The sequence below is a fragment of the Actinophytocola sp. genome (assembly GCF_035634895.1).
In the GTDB taxonomy this organism is placed as follows: Bacteria; Actinomycetota; Actinomycetes; order Mycobacteriales; family Pseudonocardiaceae; genus Actinophytocola.
In genome coordinates, this window is sequence record NZ_DASQCC010000215.1 from 1 (window position 1) to 16304 (window position 16304).

The window sequence follows — 16304 nt, forward strand, 5'->3', positions numbered from 1 at the left end:
CCCGCGTTCAGACATGCCGAGTCCCGCGTTCGAACACCATGAGCTGCGGTTTCGTGCGCACCGACCCTGGGCGAGGGCCGCGGCGTGGGGAAGGGTCTGCACGAAACCGCAACTCGGTGTGCGTGAACGCGGGACTCGCTATGGGTGAACGCGGGACTCGCGGAACTCGCGGGGTGGGTGGGGGTGGGAGTTGTGTGGGTTCGGGGTCTTGGGTTGACAGGCGCGCGTGGAGCCGGGACTCTCTTGGAGAGCGCTCTCCCCGATACCCCTGCCCTCGCCGGGGAGCTCCGCTGTCAAAGGAGATAGCCATGAGCTTGTGTCCTCCTTCGCTCGTGCGCCGTGGTCTTGTCGCCGTGGTGGCCGCGGTTCTGCTCGCCGGCGGTGTCGTCACCGCCGCGTCGACCACCGCCGCCGCCGCGCCTTCCCTGCTCTCGCAGGGGAAGACCGCCACGGCGTCCACCAGCGAGAACGCCGAGACCTCAGCCGGCGCGGCCGTCGACGGCAACACCGCCACCCGCTGGTCCAGCGCGTTCGCCGACCCCCAGTGGCTACGCGTCGACCTCGGCGCGCACGCCACCGTCAACCAGGTGACCCTCAGCTGGGAGGCGGCCTACGCCAGGGCCTTCCAGCTCCAGACCTCCAACGACGGCAACGCCTGGACCACCGTCTACTCCACCACGACGGCCACCGGCGGCACCCAGACCCTCAACGTCACCGGCTCCGGCCGCTACGTCCGCATGTACGGCACGGCACGCGGCACCGCCTACGGTTACTCCCTCTGGGAGTTCCAGGTGTTCGGCACGTTCGACACCACCGCGTGCACGGGCGGCAACCTCGCCCTGAACCACCCGGCCACCGCGTCGTCGGCCGAGAACGGCGCCAGCCCGGCCAGTGCCGCCGTCGACGGCAACACCGCCACCCGCTGGTCCAGCACCTTCAGCGACCCGCAGTGGATCCAGGTCGACCTCGGCGGGAACGCCACCATCTGCCAGGTGACCCTCAGCTGGGAAGCCGCCTACGCCAGCGCCTACCAGGTCCAGACCTCGGCCGACGGCAACGCCTGGACCACGATCTACTCCACCACGACGAGCACGGGCGGCAACCAGACCCTCAACGTCACCGGCACCGGCCGCTACCTGCGTGTCTACGGCACCGCCAGGGCCACCCCGTACGGCTACTCGCTCTGGGAGCTCGGCGTGTTCGGCACGGGCGGCGGCAGCACCAACCCGCCCGACCAGTTCTGGGGCGACACCAGCACGATCCCACCGGCCCAGAACGTGCTGACGGTCAAGATCCTCAACCGCACCAACGGCCACTACCCGGACAGCCAGGTGTACTGGAGCTTCAACGGCCAGGTGCACTCGATCGCCGAGCAGCCCTACCTCGACATGCCGGCGAACTCCGCGGGCCGCATGTACTTCTACCTCGGCTCCCCCAGCAGCCAGTACTACGACTTCATCGAGTTCACCGTCGGCCCGGACGTCTTCAACGGCAACACGACGCGGGTGGACGCGTTCGGGCTCAAGCTCGCCATGCGGCTGCACGCGCATGACGGCTCCGACGTGCAGGTCGGCGAGGACCAGGCGACCTTCGCCGAGGACCGGTCGGTGACGTTCCAGAAGTTCGTCGACGCGGTGCCGCCGGAGTTCGACGTGCTCGCGCAGACCCAGGCGCCGTACCGGATCATCGCGCCGGGCAGCGACCCGAGCTTCCGCGCCGGCGGGTCCAACGCCAACTACTTCACCGCCTACGCCAACTCCGTCGGCGTCAACGAGGCCACGTCCAACATCTTCGGCTGCGCGGGCAGCATGGCCGGCAACCCCGACATGTGCGCCGCGCTCAACCGGCACACCGCGCACCTGCCGCAGTCGCAGTGGCAGGACCCGTCGAGGTACTACTCGGCCGCGCCGGCCAACTACTACGCCAAGTTCTGGCACGACCACGCCATCAACAAGCTGGCCTACGGCTTCCCGTACGACGACGTCGCCGGCCAGTCCTCGTTCGTCTCGCACGGAGACCCGCAGTACCTGCTCGTCGCCGTCGGCTGGTGAGCGAAAACCGCTCTCCCACAAGCTAGGAGCTCCCATGAGAACACGTGGGCTGATGCTTGCCGCTGCCCTGATCCTGGGCTGTTGCGTCGCCGCCCCCGCCCAGCAGGCGAGCGCCGCCGCCTGCGGCACCACCAACGCCGCCCTCAACCGCCCGGCCACCGCGTCGTCGACCGAGAACGCCGGCACGCCGGCCTCGGCGGCGGTGGACGGCAACGCCGGCACCCGCTGGTCGAGTGCCTTCAGCGATCCACAGTGGATCCAGGTCGACCTCGGCAGCGCCATGAGCGTCTGCCAGGTCGTGTTGACCTGGGAAGCCGCCTACGCCAACGCTTTCCAGGTCCAGACGTCCGCCGACGGCAACGCATGGTCCACTGTGTACTCGACGACCACCGGCGCCGGCGGCACCCAGACCCTCGACGTGGCCGGCACCGGCCGCTACGTCCGGGTGAACGGCACCGCACGCGCCACCGGCTACGGGTACTCGTTGTGGGAGCTGGCGGTCCGCACGACGACCACCGGCGGCGGGGGCACCGGTGCGGTCATCTCGCGGTTCAAGCCGGTGGCCGCGTCCTCGTGGGAGGGCGGCAACGCGCCCGCCGCCGCGTTGGACGGCCGCACCACGACCCGCTGGTCGAGCGAGTTCAGCGACCCGCAGTGGCTGCGGGTCGACCTCGGCGGCACCGCGACGATCACCGGTGTGAACCTCAACTGGGAGTCCGCGTACGCGACGGGCTACCGCATCGAGGTGTCGAACGACGCGACCAACTGGACGTCCGTCTACTCGACGACGACCGGGCGCGGCGGCGTGGAGAGCCTCGCGGTCAACGCCACCGGCCGGTACGTGCGGCTGTACGGCACCGCGCGGGCCACCGGCTACGGGTACTCGCTGTGGGAGTTCGACGTCCTCGGCACCGTGGACACCTCGGGCTCGACCCCGCCGCTGCTGTCCCGGCCGACACGCCCGCCGACCACGACCGGGCAGTTCGCGCTCAACGCCCCCGCCGACAACGCGATGGTCACCAACACGCGCCGGCCGGCGCTGTCCTGGGCCGCCGTGGGCGGGGCGAGCCGGTACGAGGTGTGGATCAACATCAGCCGCACGGACTACGACTTCACCCAGTCCGCCAACCTGATCGACCTCTACACCAAGGTGGCCGAGCCGACCGGCACGAGCTACACGCCGACCTGGGACCTGCCCGACCGGTGGACCTACCGGTGGTACGTGGTCGCGGTGGGACCGAACACGACCTCGAACATCCGGACCTTCAGCGTGTACGTCCCGACGCTGGAGACCGTCGCCGACGGCGTGAACATCGTGAACGGCAGCCGGGACCTCAACAAGAGCGGCGCGATCGAACCGTACGAGGACTGGCACCTGCCGGTCGAGACCCGGGTCAACGACCTGCTTGGGCGGATGACGCTCGAGGAGAAGGCGTACCAGATGTTCTACAACGCCCAGGCGTTCCCGCGGTCGGGCTGGCACTTCGGTCCCGCGCAGCCGCAGGACCTGCAGAACACGCTGCTCACGGCGTCCGGCACGCGGCTGGGCATCCCGTTCGTGTCGGCCGGCGACACGATCCACGGCTACCAGACCACCTACCCGACGCAGAGCGCGCTGGCCGCCGGTCAGGACTACGCGCTGGACTACCAGCTCGGCGACATGCAGCGCCGTGAGCAGTTGGAGGTCGGCACCCGCGGCGTGCTGGGGCCGCTCGCGGAGGTCGGCACGAAGGTGCTGTACCCACGCATCCAGGAGGGCAACGGCGAGAACGCCGACGTCGCCGCCGCACAGGTCCGCGCGCTCGTGGCCGGGCTGCAGGGCGGACCGGAGCTGAACCCGGGCTCGGTGCTCGCCACGGTGAAGCACTGGCCGGGCGAGGGCGCCGGCGGCGAGGCGCTGATCACCTACGACGCGGTGACCATCAAGTACCACATGATCCCGTTCCGGGCGGCGATGCAGGCCGGCGCGGTCAACATCATGCCCGGCTACGCCGGCAGCTCGCTGCTGGACCCGGGCGGTCCCGGGGCGGGCAACAGCGCGCCGATCCTCGCGTACCTGCGGCAGAACCTGGGCTACACCGGCCTGATCACGACGGACTGGCTGCCCTCGGGCGCGTGGGTCAGCGCGGCCAACGCGGGTTCCGACGTGATGGGCGGGGCGGACCCGGGCGCAGCGGGCTTCTCGATGGCCGACTTCACCGGACAGGTGCCGTCGAGCCGGATCGACGACGCGGTCCGGCGGGTGCTGCGGCTGAAGTTCAAGCTGGGTGTGTTCGAGAACCCGTACGGCGACCCGGTGAACGGCCCGTACCGGCAGCACACCCCGGCGTACACGGCGCTGGTGAACCAGGCGTCGCGGGAGTCGATGACGTTGCTGAAGAACAGCGGCGTGCTGCCGCTGCGGCTCAACCGCGGCGACAACATCGTCGTGGCCGGGCCGCGGGCGGCCGACGGGCTCGCGTGCTGCATCTGGACCAGCTACTTCCACCAGGAGTACGGGTCGCAGACGATCCTGGACGCGATCCGGACCCGAGCCGCGACCGCCGGCGTGAACGTGTACCAGGACAGTGGGCCGTCGCCGAAGCTGGCGGTGGTGGCCGTCGGCGAGGGTTCGTACACCCACGCGACGAACTGGGTGAAGGAGCAGCCGTACCTGCCGGCGGACCAGCTGGCGGTGATCCAGAACTTCCGCAACCAGGGGATTCCGGTGGTCGTGCTGCTGGTGCTGCCACGGCCGTACGTGATCACCGAGTGGCAGGGACTGGCCGACGCCATCGTGGTCACCTACCGCGGGGGCGAGGAGATGGGTCCGGCGGCGGCCGGGTTGCTGTTCGGCGACTACGCGCCACGCGGCAAGCTGCCCTGGCAGCTGCCGAGGAGCCTTGACCAGGTGCTGCGACCGGGTGGGACGGACGTGCCCGCAGACGCGGTGGAGCACTGGGACCTGCCGTACGACCTCGGCGCCACGGACGCCCAGCGGGCGGACATCCGCGCCAAGATCGACGCCGGGCAGAGCCCACCGACCAACTACGGCAACCCGCTCTACCCGTACGGCGCGGGTATCCAGGGCTGGTAGGTGAACCGCGGGGCCGGCCGGGTGGCGGCCGGCCCCGCGGAGATCGGGCCGGACGCCGAGGGAGTTGACCGTGCCGGCGAAAGCGTGTCACGGTCAGCTCGTCAGCCGCGCCAAGTACGCGCACCTCACGGGAGGTCGCGATGGTGCAGGAGCGACTTCACCCCGAGCTCACGGCGAACGGCGTTGTTCTCGAGCGCGTCGACGATGACGGCGGTGCCGACCCAGGTGGCGCCGACCTCGTCGACGATGCGGCGAGCACCGAGTGCCTGCCCCCCGGTGTCCACCCAGTCGTCGACGAGCAGGACCTGGTCCGCGGAGGTGATGAGGTCTCGCCTCACCCCCAGTGTGAGGTTCCTGTCGCGGTAGTCGGGCGGGGTGACACGCCGGATCCAGCGGTCGCTGTCGCTGGCCGCCGACGGTTCCTTTCGGACCTCGACGAAACCGGCGCCCAGACCGACCGCCACGAGCGGCCCGAGAACGAACCCGCGTGCCTCGACTCCCAGTACCGCCGTGACGCCGCGTCCCCGGAACAGGTCTGCGAGCGAGGAACCGATGTCGGACAGGAGTCCAGGGTCGCGCCACCACGCGGAGATCTCCGCGTGGTGGCGCTCGTCGGTGCGGTCTCCGAGCCAGGTGAACGTCTCTCGGAGCCGTGCCCGCAGGTAAGCCCGATCCGACCGCATAACGCCTCCCTGCGCTGGCTTTCGAGGAACCGGCAAAACCCCCGTAGGCCACTCACGTCGTGGCGAGGACAGCGCGGAGCCGGGTGGCGAACGCACGCGGGTGGGTGGAGTTGCCGTTGTGGCCACCGGGGAACTCCGCGACCTCACTGCCGAGGAGCACGGCCAGCTCCGCCGCGCAGCGGCGGGGAAAGGCGGCTCGTGGCGTGACACGGCCGGCGGCGGCCACGCCACGAGCGGGTCCGGTTCGCACCGCGACGATGTCGTCGATGGTCATCGTGCAGTGCAGTAGGGCGGGCATGTCGTTGCCAAGCAGGAAATCGAGATTGGCGGCCCGCTGTTCGGGTGACTCGTGCGGTGGGGTGAGGCCGGGCTCGGTGACCATGGCGGCGAGGTCGAGACCCACGAGTGCGGCCAGCGCCGACATGGCCGAGGCGATGCCCTGCTCGCGGTGGATCTCCACGAGATCGCTGATCGCCCGCTCCATCGCCGTGCGCTCCGGGCCGGGGAGCAGCACGGGCGTACCGGGCTCGTGGGCGACGAGGGTGTGTACCTGTTCGGGGTGCCGGGCGGTGAGGACCAGCCCGATGTGTCCACCGAAGCTGGAGCCGAGGACCCTCGCAGGCTCGTCGGCGACCTCGGCCAACAGCAGGTGGGCGTCGTCGGCGTGCGTGTCGAGGGTCGCGGGCCGCGCCGGATCGTCCATGGTGCTGCGGGACAAGCCACGACGGTCGTAGGTGATCACTGTGTAGGTGTCGGTGAGCTGGTCGACCAGGTCGCGGGACCGGCCGGCGTCACCGTCGCCACCCGGCAGGATCAGCAGGGGCGGCCCTGCCCCACGAATCTCGTAGTACAGACGGGTTCCCCGCACCGGCAGCACGCCGGTCGTGTCGTCGGACATGTCGCCAGCATAATGCATCCATACAGATGTATCTAAATGGATGCATCTGAACGGATGTATGCTGGCGAGATGAACGGAGTCGAGTTGTTCCTACTGGGACGCACGCTGATGAAGCTCGGTGAGCAGGCCATCCCGACCGAAGGACTCCCCCAGTACTCCACCAGCAACCGAGCTGTCCTGATCGTGGCCAGCGACATCCTCGAACATCCGAACAGCTCCGTCGGCGACATCGCCGAGCGAACGAGCTTCGCGCAGAGCAAGGTGTCGGCCTGTGTCGCCCGGTTGCGCGAAGGGGGTGCCATCGAGACGACCACCGATCCCGCCGACCGTCGCCGCCTCCTCGTTCGGCCGGCGCGCCGGATCTCCGAACGAGTGGCGCGAATACGCAGCACCCCGATCACCGCCACCCTCGAGGCGGCACTCGGTACCGACGATCCACCCCGGATAGCCGAGATCACCACCGCCCTGGAGACACTGGCCGAACACCTCGCACCCGAAGCCATCGCCCGCGCGCGGTCAGGAACGGCCCATGGCCCCGGCGGCGCCCCGGCCGGTGCGGGTTGAGATTCCGCCGGCACCATCGCCCCCGGCGGTCCTCACCCACGACGGCGTCGAGGTACGGGCACTCCTGACCCGCTCATGAACCGCAGGCGAGGCGGGCGTCGGCCCAGTCGGCGTGGTCGAAGTTCTTGCCGTCGCCCGCATCGGTCACTCGTAGCGTGAGCATGCGGGCGCCGGTCACGTCCGCAGTGAGCGGCACCGTGGAACCGGACCGGACCACGCCGCTGTCGAACGTCACCGTGTCGTCGGCCAGTACCTGGAAGGTGACCGAGCCGGGCTGTGTGACCTCGTCGTCCACGCCGACCTGGGCCGTCAGCGACGTGCATCGCCCGCCGAGGTAGATCTGGATCTCCGCGGCCGCGTGGGTGCCCAGGCCCTTCTCGTACGTCACACCGCCGAGCGTCAGCGGGTTGCCGTCGCCCGCGTCGGACTCGCCAACCGAACTGTCCCGTTCCACCGGGCCCCAGCCGTTGGTCTCGCTCACGAAGTCGAGGTCGCTCAGGTACGGCGTCCCGGTCAGTGGAGGCGGCGGCACGAACACCCGCGTCGCCTCCTCCACATGCACCCGCCGCGACCACAACCCGGACGGCGCACGGAACTCGGCGAACACCGGCACGTCCACGTACCCCTTCGACTGTCCTACCTGGACGGTCCAGCGGCCGGTGATCGACTCACCCGCGCCGACCCGGGTCCGGGTGACGACCGGGCCACGCACCGTCCAGCCGGCCGGCGCGGCCGCGGTGAGGCGGACGTCCCGCGCGGTGCCCGACGAGACCGTGAACGTGCCGGTCACCTCGAACGTCGAGCCCGGTGCGGCGTCCAGCGTGGTCGGCGTCACCGACACCGACGACGTGGGCACCACGGGCGTCGGCCGCGCACAGTCGTTGCCACGACACAGGATCGCCGCGAAGCCGCCGTTGGCCGGCACGTCGACCGACAGCGTGTCGCCCGACCGCACCCGCCGACGCGACCACACGACGTCGCCGCGTTCGCCGGAGGTGTTGTCCCGAACCAACTCCAGCGTCCACGTGCCGCCGCCCAGGAACCGCAGCGGCGCGGTCACCGTGCGGGCGGGTCCCGCCGAGACGGCGCCGAGGAACCAGCGGGGGCCCGAGCGCCTCGCCAGCACCGCGCCGTTGCTCGGATGCCCCGCCACGTAACGGGTCTCGTCCCAGCCGGCCGGCACCTGGTCGAGGAACCGCAGTGCCTGCGGGTAATGCTCGTAGGCCTCCGGCTTGTCCGCGAGGTGGGTCCAGCCGGACTCGTACACCACCGGCAGGGCGAGCTCGTGTGCGACGGTCGCCTCGTGGGTGCCCACGTCGAGCGAGACCGGGGTGTAGTCCATCGACCCGACGACGTTGCGTGTGAACGCCTGCACCGGGTTGTTCGCCGCGGGCGGGCTGTTCTCCGCGCCGCGCACGGCCTCCATGGACATCAGGTGCGGCCACGTGCGTGCGAGCCCGTGCGGAATCGTCGACCCGTGGAAGTTCACCATCAGGTGCAGTCGCGCGGTCTTCGCGAGCACCTGGTCGTACCACTGGTACCGCGCCTGCGTGTCGGACTCCATGAAGTCGATCTTCACGCCGCGCACGCCCCAGCTCTTCACCAGCGGCAGCAACGTGTTCCGCTCCTCCTCGGTGTCGAAGCGGGTCCAGTGGAACCAGAGGATCACCTCGACACCGCGGGCCCGCGCGTAGCGGACGAGCGCCGGCACCCAGTCCGCGCTCCAGCCCTCGTCGACCAGCACGGCGGACCAGCCGTTACGGGCCGCGAAGTCCACGAAGTCCTTCTGCCGCTCGAAGTCCGACGGGCTCGCGTGCTCCGACAGCCACGACCACGCGACCTTGCCGGTGTGGACCCACGACGTGTCCGCGAACCGGGCCGGCGACGCGAGGTCGTCGACGAGCGTGGACTCGGTGACCCGGCCGAGGTCGCCGATGATCGCGGTGCGCCACGGGGTGCCCCGGGCGGTGACCCGCTCGTCGGCGAGCGCCACCCGGTAGGTGGCGGTGCCGGCGTCGTGGCGCAGCCGGCTGCCCGAGTACCGTCCATCCACATCGGACTCGGTGAGCAGCGCGAACGTGTCGCCGACCTGGAAGAGCGAGGGGTTGCCGAAGTCGCCTGCCGCGGCGCCACCCGCGGTGGTCGCGACGCGGTTGGCCTCGTACCAGGCGTTGTAGGGCAGCAGCCAGGCCGGCGCGCCGGCCGGCAGCGTGAACGCCGACGCCTCGCCGGTGATCACGGCCGCCGCGGGCAGCTCGTAGCGGTAGGCGACCCCGTCGGGCGCGACCCGCACCACCACGTCCAGCCGCGCTCCCCCGTCACCCGCGAAGGACAGGCGCCGCTCGGTCATCCTGGCCGTCCGGTCCCGGCGCTTGCCGGTGGTCATCGTGTAGTGCTCGACGACGGTCCGGCTCCTGGACCCGGCGAAACGCAGCCCGCGGGAGAGGTCGGCGTCCTCCGTGTACAGGCCGAGCGGGGCGGGCGCGAGCACCTCCCGGCCGCCGCGGGCGACCGCGAGCGTCAGCCCGCCGTCCGGCCCGAGGCGCACGTCGGCGGCCAGCTCCGGGCCGGCGACGACCCAGTGGGTCGGCGGCGCGGCGGCCGCGACCGACGGGACGCCGACGAGCAGGCCGGCGCTGGCCAGAACAGCAAGCGCGAGACGTGACGACATCGGCACCCACTCCGGTGTGTGAACTTCTGTGCGGTCCTGTTCAAGAAGTACCGGACCTGTCCTATCGAGACAAGACTTTCGCAAATCTCAGTCGAAAGTTGGTCTGAATGGTGCACAAGTCCGATCCCCGACCCGCGCTCAGGGAGAACCCTGAGATCCACCGGATATGCCGCCTGAGCACCACTTTCGCAGGGTGACCACGCGTAGCTTGGGCCGTAACCACAGGGAGGGGAACAGTGACCGAATCCGACGTTCAACAGGGGGCCCAGCGCGTGCGGTTCCCGGGCATCAGCCCGCGGGCGTACGAACATCCGGCCGACAAGGGCGCGATGGCGACCCTACGCAGCGTCCCGGGCGTCGCGGACGTGCTCAAGGCGTTGAACTCGCTGTTCAACGAACGGGCCGAGCGGCTGATGGCCGTGGCGTCGCACGTGCGGGTGGGCCCGTCGCAGTACCCGGTGCTGGACCAGCTGCGCAACGAGTGCGCCGAGGTGCTGGACCTGCCGCGGGTGCCCAACATCTACGTGGCCCGCGACCCCGACGCGGTGGCGAGGACACGCGGCATCGACGAGCCGTTCATCGTGCTGTCCACCGGGCTGGTGGAGGCGCTGGACACCGACGCGCTGCGGTTCGTGATCGGCCACGAACTGGGGCACGTGCTGTCCGGGCATGCCGTCCTGCTCACGCTGCTGGACCGGCTGTCGCGGCTGCAGCGGTCGGTCGCGTGGGTTCCGCTGGGCGTGATCGGCCTGCGGGCCGTGATCGCGGCGCTGCACGAGTGGCAACGCAAGTCCGAGCTGAGCTGCGACCGGGCCGGGCTGCTGGCGGGCCAGGACCCGCAGGCGGCGCTGCGCGCGCACCTGTACATGGCCGGCGCGACCGACCTCACGCAGATCGACATCCCGTCGTTCCTGGCGCAGGCCAAGGAGTACGAGGAGATCGAGGACATCCGCGACAGCGTGATCAAGCTGCTCGCGGTGGAGGGCCAGACGCATCCGTTCTCGGTCGTGCGGGCCTCGCAGCTCCAGCGCTGGGCCGCCTCCGAGGAGTACCGGGCGATCCTGGCCGGCGAGTACCGGCGCCGCGACGCCGAGGACGAGCACAATCCGCTCGGCGAGGACGTCAAGGGTGCCGCCAAGTCGTACAAGGACGCGTGGAGCAACTCGACCGACCCACTGGTCAAGGTGTTCAGCGACGTGGGCGGCGCGATCTCCGGCGTGGCGGACAAGGTGTTCAGCGGTTTCCGCCGGCCCGGCCAGCAGGAACCGCCGAACGGCGCGGAGTAGAGTTCTCCCCTCAGGTTTGGCCCGGGCGGCGGCGCCCGGGCCGGCCTGTTCTCCGGGAACCGTCATCCGCGAAAGGCCGGCCGCGTCACGGTGCCTCGACGAGGTTCGCGGCGACGGGCAGGGAGATCACGACGGTGAGACCGCCGCCGGGGGTGTCCTCGGTGGCGATCGTGCCGCCCATCGCGTCGACGAATCCCTTTGCGACGGACAGTCCCAGGCCGAGGCCGCCGGCGTCCCGGTCGCCGAGCCGCTGGAACGGCGTGAAGATCGCGGCACGCCGTGGCAGGCCCCTGCCGTGGTCGACGATCCGCAGCTCGACCCGCTCGCCGTGCGTGCTGGCCCGGACCGCGACCGCCGGCTCGTCGCCGCCGGCCGCCACCGGGTCGAGGACGCCGTGCCGCAACGCGTTGTCGACGATGTTCGCGACGACGCGTTCGAGCAGCCCGGGATCGGCGGTGACGGCCGGCAGCTGCTCGGCCACGTCGACCACGACCCCCGCGGTGTCGAGGCCGGTCAGCGCGCGGGCGACGATCTCGTCGTAGGTCACCGGCCGCAGCTGGGGCTCGACGGCGCCGGTGGCCAGCCGGGAGGAGTCCAGCAGGTTGCCGACAAGGCCGGTGAGCCGGTCGGTGGACTCCTCGACGGTGGCCAGCAGTTCCCACTCGTCCTCTGTGGACAGTCGAAGGTCGGGTGCGCGAAGGCTGCCGATCGCGGCCTTGATCGACGTCAGCGGCGTACGCAGGTCGTGCCCGACCGCGGACAGCAGCGCCGTGCGCAGCTGCGTGGTCTCCGCGTGACGCCGGGCCTCGGCGGTCTCGGCGGCGGCTCGCTGCTGCCGCAACGCGAGCAACGCCTGTCCGGCCGCGGCCTCCAGCACCCGCCGGTCGGTCGCGGGCAGGGTTCGGCCGCGCAGCGCCAGATGCACCTCGGCGGTGACCGGGACGTCCACGTCGGCCTCGTCCGGCTCGGCGCAGCCGCCCGGGCCGGCACACGCGATCTGCCGCCACACCCCCTCCTGCTTCTCCAGCAGCGCGACGGAGCTCTGGCCGAAGTTCTCCCGCACCTTCTCCAGCAACCGTTTCAGCGGCTCGTCGTGGCTGAGGACCGTACGGGCGTAGGACGCCAGCAGCGCGGCCTCGGTCCGCGCGTGCGCGGCCTGCTCGGCGCGGCGGCTGGCCCGGTCGACGACGACCGCCACGACGGTGCCGACGATCACCATGGCCACGAGCGTGACGATGTTCTCCGGATCATGGACGGCGAGGGTGTACAGGGGCGGGCTGAAGAAGTAGTTGAGCAGGCCCGCGCTCAGGAACGCGGTCACCAGCGCCGGCCCGAGGCCGAACAGCCCGACGAGCACGGTGACCAGGAAGTAGCCGACCACCTCCGTGGACAGGCTGAGCCGGTCGCGCAGGACCACGCCGGCCAGCGTCATCAGCGCGGGTGCGGCGACGGCGAGCACCCAGCCCCGCGACCGGGCCGGCGAGCGAGGGGCCGCCCGGCGCATGCGCGGCAACAGCCCGGGATCGGACTCGTCGTGGGTGACCATGTGCACGTCGATCGGGCCGGACCGCCGCAGGACCGCGGCGCCGATGCCCTCGTCGAACAACCGCGCGAGCCGGGTGCGGCGGGAGGTGCCGAGCACGAGCTGGGTGGCGTTGGCGCCGCGGGCGAAGTCGAGCAGCGCGGCCGGCACGTCGTCGCCGACGACGGTGTGGAACGTGGCGCCGACGTCGTCGGCGAGCCTGCGGAGCCGGCCGATGATCACCGGGTCGACGCCGGCGAGGCCGTCGCCGCGGAGCACGGTCAGCACCATCAGCTCGGCCCCGACCCTGGTCGCGATGCGGCTGGCGCGGCGGATGAGGGTCTCGCTCTCCGGCCCGCCGGTGATGGCCACGACGACGCGTTCGCGGGCCTCCCAGGTGTCGGTGATCTCCTGCTCGCTGCGGTAGCGCTGGAGCGCGACGTCGACCTGGTCCGCCACCCACAGCAGCGCCAGCTCACGTAGCGCGGTGAGGTTGCCGGGCCGGAAGTAGTTGGCCAGGGCGGCGTCGATCCGGTGCGCGGGGTAGACGTTGCCGTGGGCGAGGCGTCTGCGGAGCGCCTCCGGGGTGAGGTCGACGAGCTCGAGCTGCTCGGCGCGGCGGACCACGTCGTCCGGGACGGTCTCGTGCTGGTGTGCCCCGGTGATCTTCTCGACGACGTCGTTGAGGCTCTCCAGGTGCTGGATGTTCACCGTGGACAGCACGTCGATGCCGGCGTCGAGCAGCTCGTCGATGTCCGCCCAGCGCTTGGCGTTGCGGGAGCCGGGGACGTTGGTGTGCGCGAGCTCGTCGACGACGGCGACCTCGGGCCTGCGGGTCAGCAGCGCGTCGAGGTCCATCTCGGTGAGCTCGTGGTCCCGGTAGGTCATCCGCTTGAGGGGCAACACTTCCAGGTCGCCGATCAGCCGTGCGGTCTTCTCCCGGCCGTGCGTCTCGACCAGACCGATGACGACGTCCGTGCCACGCTCGGCGCGGCGATGGGCCTCGCCGAGCATCGCGTAGGTCTTGCCGACCCCGGGGGCGGCGCCCAGGTAGATCCGCAGCTCGCCTCTCTTCCTGAGCGCCGCCCCGTCGGCGGAGGTCACCGCCGGGCCGCCTGGACGGCGATGTTGAGCTTCAGCACGTTCACGCCCGGGTCGCCGAGGAAGCCGAGGCCGCGGCCGTCGGTGCTCTCGTCGACGAGCCGGCGGACCTGCTCCTCGGACAGCCCGTTCTCCCTTGCGACCCTGGGGATCTGGAGGTCAGCGTAGGCAGCGCTGATGTCCGGGTCCAGGCCGGATCCGGACGCGGTGACCGCGTCGGCCGGCACCCGGGACTCGTCGACGCCCTCCCGTTTGGCGATGATCTCCTTGCGTGCCTTGATGGTCGCGACCAGGTCCGGGTCGAACCCGCCCTTGTTCGAGCCCATCGAGGTGGACGCGTCGGCCGGGCCGAGCTGGTCGGCCGAGCCGTCACCGTCGAGGTCCTGGGCGACGGCGGACGGCCGGGTGTGGAAGTACGGGTCGTGGCTGGGATCCTTGGCCACCGGGTCGATGCCGATCAGGTCCGAGCCGACCGTCCGCCCGTTCACGTTGACGACCGAGCCCTCGGCGTTGGCCTGTAGCCCGGGGAGCCGGCTCACCACCCACACGCCCAGCGGGTAGAGGACTCCGGTCAGTACGGTCAGCACGAGCAGGATCCGCAGCCCGGCCAGTGTCTGCTTGGCCAGCGAGTTCATACGATCACATTCCAGGGACGAGTCGGATGAGCAGGTCGACGAGCCAGATGCCGATGAACGGCGTGACGATGCCGCCGACCCCGTAGACCAACAGGTTTCGCCGCAGCAGCGCCGATGCGGTGGACGGGCGGTACCGCACACCACGCAGGGCCAACGGGATCAGCACCACGATGATCAGCGCGTTGAAGATCACCGCGGACAGGATCGCCGAGCTCGGTGAGTGCAGGTGCATGATGTTCAGCCTGTCCAGCTGCGGGAAGATGCCCGCGAACATGGCTGGCAGGATCGCGAAGTACTTCGCGAGGTCGTTGGCCACGCTGAAGGTCGTCAGGGCACCCCGGGTGATCAGCAGCTGCTTGCCGATCTCCACGATCTCGATCAGCTTCGTCGGGTCCGAGTCGAGGTCGACCATGTTGCCGGCCTCCTTGGCCGCCATGGTCCCGGAGTTCATCGCCACGCCGACGTCCGACTGGGCCAGCGCCGGCGCGTCGTTGGTGCCGTCGCCGGTCATAGCGACGAGCCGGCCGCCCTCCTGCTCCTTGCGGATCAGGGCCATCTTGTCCTCCGGCCTGGCCTCGGCGAGGTAGTCGTCCACTCCGGACTCCGCGGCGATGGCCCTGGCGGTCAACGGGTTGTCGCCCGTGATCATCACCGTGCGGATGCCCATCCTGCGCAGCTCGGCGAACCGCTCCTTCATGGCCGGCTTGACCACGTCAGACAGGCGGATGACACCGAGCACCCGCTCGTCCTCGGCCACCACCAGCGGTGTGCCGCCCTCGGCGCTGATCCGGTCGACCGCCTCGGCGACCTCGGCCGGCGCCTGGCCGCCCCGCTCGGCGACCCACTCCCGGACCGCGCTCGCCGCGCCCTTGCGGATCTCCCGGCCACCCAGGTCGATGCCCGACATCCGGGTCTGGGCGGTGAAGGGCACGAACTCGCCGGCCCGCTCCTCCTCGCTCGCCTCGGTCGCGAGCCCGTGGTCGCGTGCCACCAGGTCCACGATGCTGCGGCCCTCCGGCGTGGTGTCGGCCAGGCTGGACAGCCGCGCCGCCGCCGCGAGCCGCGCCACCGTGGCCCCGCCGGTCGGGATCAGCTCCGTCGCCTGCCGGTTGCCGAAGGTGATGGTGCCCGTCTTGTCCAGCAGGAGCGTCGACACGTCCCCGGCCGCCTCGACCGCGCGCCCGGACGTCGCCAGCACGTTCCGCTGGACGAGGCGGTCCATGCCGGCGATGCCGATCGCGGACAGCAGCGCGCCGATCGTGGTCGGGATGAGGCAGACCAGCAACGCGGTCAGCACGATCACCGACTGCAGGCTGCCGGAGTAGCCGGCGACCGGCTGCAGCGACAGGACCGCGAGCAGGAAGATGATCGTCAGCGTGGACAGCAGGATCGTCAGCGCGATCTCGTTCGGCGTCTTCTGCCGCTGCGCGCCCTCCACCAACGCGATCATCCGGTCCACGAAGGACTCACCGGGCCTGGTGGTGATCTTCACGACGATCCGGTCCGACAGCACCGTCGTGCCGCCGGTGACCGACGTGAAGTCGCCGCCGGACTCGCGGATCACGGGCGCGGACTCGCCGGTGATCGCCGACTCGTCGACCGTCGCGATGCCCTCGACCACCTCGCCGTCGCCGGGGACGACCTGGCCCGCCTCGACCACCACGAGGTCGCCGACACGCAGTTCCACGCCAGGGACGGACTCCTCGGCACCGTCCTCGGTGAGCCGGCGCGCGACGGTCTCCTTCTTGGTGCGCCGCAGGGTCTCCGCCTGCGCCTTGCCCCGGCCCTCGGCGACCGCCTCGGCCAGGTTCGCGAAC

General features: G+C 71.0%; 10 protein-coding genes. 4 read left to right on the forward strand and 6 right to left on the reverse strand.

Going from position 1 to position 16304, the window contains the following annotated elements; translation table 11 throughout:
* The first annotated feature begins 308 nt into the window (after positions 1–308).
* Entirely contained in the window at positions 309–2051 is a 1743-nt protein-coding gene (locus tag VET29_RS32985) for a discoidin domain-containing protein (RefSeq protein ID WP_324928042.1), read from the forward strand.
* Between the two features lie 34 nt (positions 2052–2085).
* A complete protein-coding gene (locus VET29_RS44220; protein ID WP_414636681.1) occupies positions 2086–5127 on the forward strand; it encodes a discoidin domain-containing protein in 3042 nt (1013 codons plus the stop codon).
* 125 nt (positions 5128–5252) lie between these two features.
* Here the strand turns inward: VET29_RS44220 and VET29_RS33000 are convergent, their stop codons facing one another.
* Positions 5253–5810: a phosphoribosyltransferase family protein gene (locus tag VET29_RS33000; RefSeq protein WP_324928044.1), complete on the reverse strand. Its 558-nt coding sequence runs from the start codon at positions 5808–5810 to the stop codon at positions 5253–5255.
* 52 nt (positions 5811–5862) lie between these two features.
* Entirely contained in the window at positions 5863–6708 is an 846-nt protein-coding gene (locus VET29_RS33005) for an alpha/beta hydrolase (protein ID WP_324928046.1), read from the reverse strand.
* Between the two features lie 69 nt (positions 6709–6777).
* Between VET29_RS33005 and VET29_RS33010 the strand changes: the two genes are divergently transcribed.
* Positions 6778–7272 (forward strand): MarR family transcriptional regulator, encoded by a 495-nt coding sequence (locus tag VET29_RS33010; RefSeq protein WP_324928048.1) that lies wholly within the window; start codon positions 6778–6780, stop codon positions 7270–7272.
* A 73-nt stretch (positions 7273–7345) separates the two neighbouring features.
* Here the strand turns inward: VET29_RS33010 and VET29_RS33015 are convergent, their stop codons facing one another.
* Positions 7346–9943, reverse strand: coding sequence for a glycoside hydrolase family 97 catalytic domain-containing protein (locus VET29_RS33015; protein WP_324928050.1), 2598 nt, complete (start codon positions 9941–9943; stop codon positions 7346–7348).
* Between the two features lie 236 nt (positions 9944–10179).
* Here VET29_RS33015 and VET29_RS33020 point away from each other — a divergent pair, with 236 nt between their 5' ends.
* Positions 10180–11229 carry a M48 family metallopeptidase gene (locus VET29_RS33020; protein WP_324928052.1) on the forward strand — a complete coding sequence of 350 codons (1050 nt, stop codon included), beginning with the start codon at positions 10180–10182 and terminating at the stop codon, positions 11227–11229.
* 85 nt (positions 11230–11314) lie between these two features.
* On the opposite strand, the gene VET29_RS33025 is transcribed toward VET29_RS33020, so the two are convergent.
* From VET29_RS33025 to kdpB, 3 genes are all read right to left on the reverse strand, one after another.
* Positions 11315–13855, reverse strand: coding sequence for a sensor histidine kinase KdpD (locus VET29_RS33025; protein ID WP_324928055.1), 2541 nt, complete (start codon positions 13853–13855; stop codon positions 11315–11317).
* Positions 13852–14487: a potassium-transporting ATPase subunit C gene (locus VET29_RS33030; RefSeq protein WP_324928056.1), complete on the reverse strand. Its 636-nt coding sequence runs from the start codon at positions 14485–14487 to the stop codon at positions 13852–13854. The genes VET29_RS33025 and VET29_RS33030 overlap by 4 nt, the downstream gene beginning before the upstream one ends.
* A gap of 4 nt (positions 14488–14491) precedes the next feature.
* The coding region (gene kdpB / locus VET29_RS33035) for a potassium-transporting ATPase subunit KdpB (RefSeq protein WP_324928059.1) at positions 14492–16304 on the reverse strand (1813 nt) is incomplete at its 5' end.

Coding starts and splice junctions, on each gene's coding strand:
- VET29_RS32985 (WP_324928042.1), top strand. CDS start 309: ATGAGCTTGTGTCCTCCTTCGCTCGTGCGCCGTGGTCTTGTCGCCGTG.
- VET29_RS44220 (WP_414636681.1), top strand. CDS start 2,086: ATGAGAACACGTGGGCTGATGCTTGCCGCTGCCCTGATCCTGGGCTGT.
- VET29_RS33000 (WP_324928044.1), bottom strand. CDS start 5,810: ATGCGGTCGGATCGGGCTTACCTGCGGGCACGGCTCCGAGAGACGTTC.
- VET29_RS33005 (WP_324928046.1), bottom strand. CDS start 6,708: ATGTCCGACGACACGACCGGCGTGCTGCCGGTGCGGGGAACCCGTCTG.
- VET29_RS33010 (WP_324928048.1), top strand. CDS start 6,778: ATGAACGGAGTCGAGTTGTTCCTACTGGGACGCACGCTGATGAAGCTC.
- VET29_RS33015 (WP_324928050.1), bottom strand. CDS start 9,943: ATGTCGTCACGTCTCGCGCTTGCTGTTCTGGCCAGCGCCGGCCTGCTC.
- VET29_RS33030 (WP_324928056.1), bottom strand. CDS start 14,487: ATGAACTCGCTGGCCAAGCAGACACTGGCCGGGCTGCGGATCCTGCTC.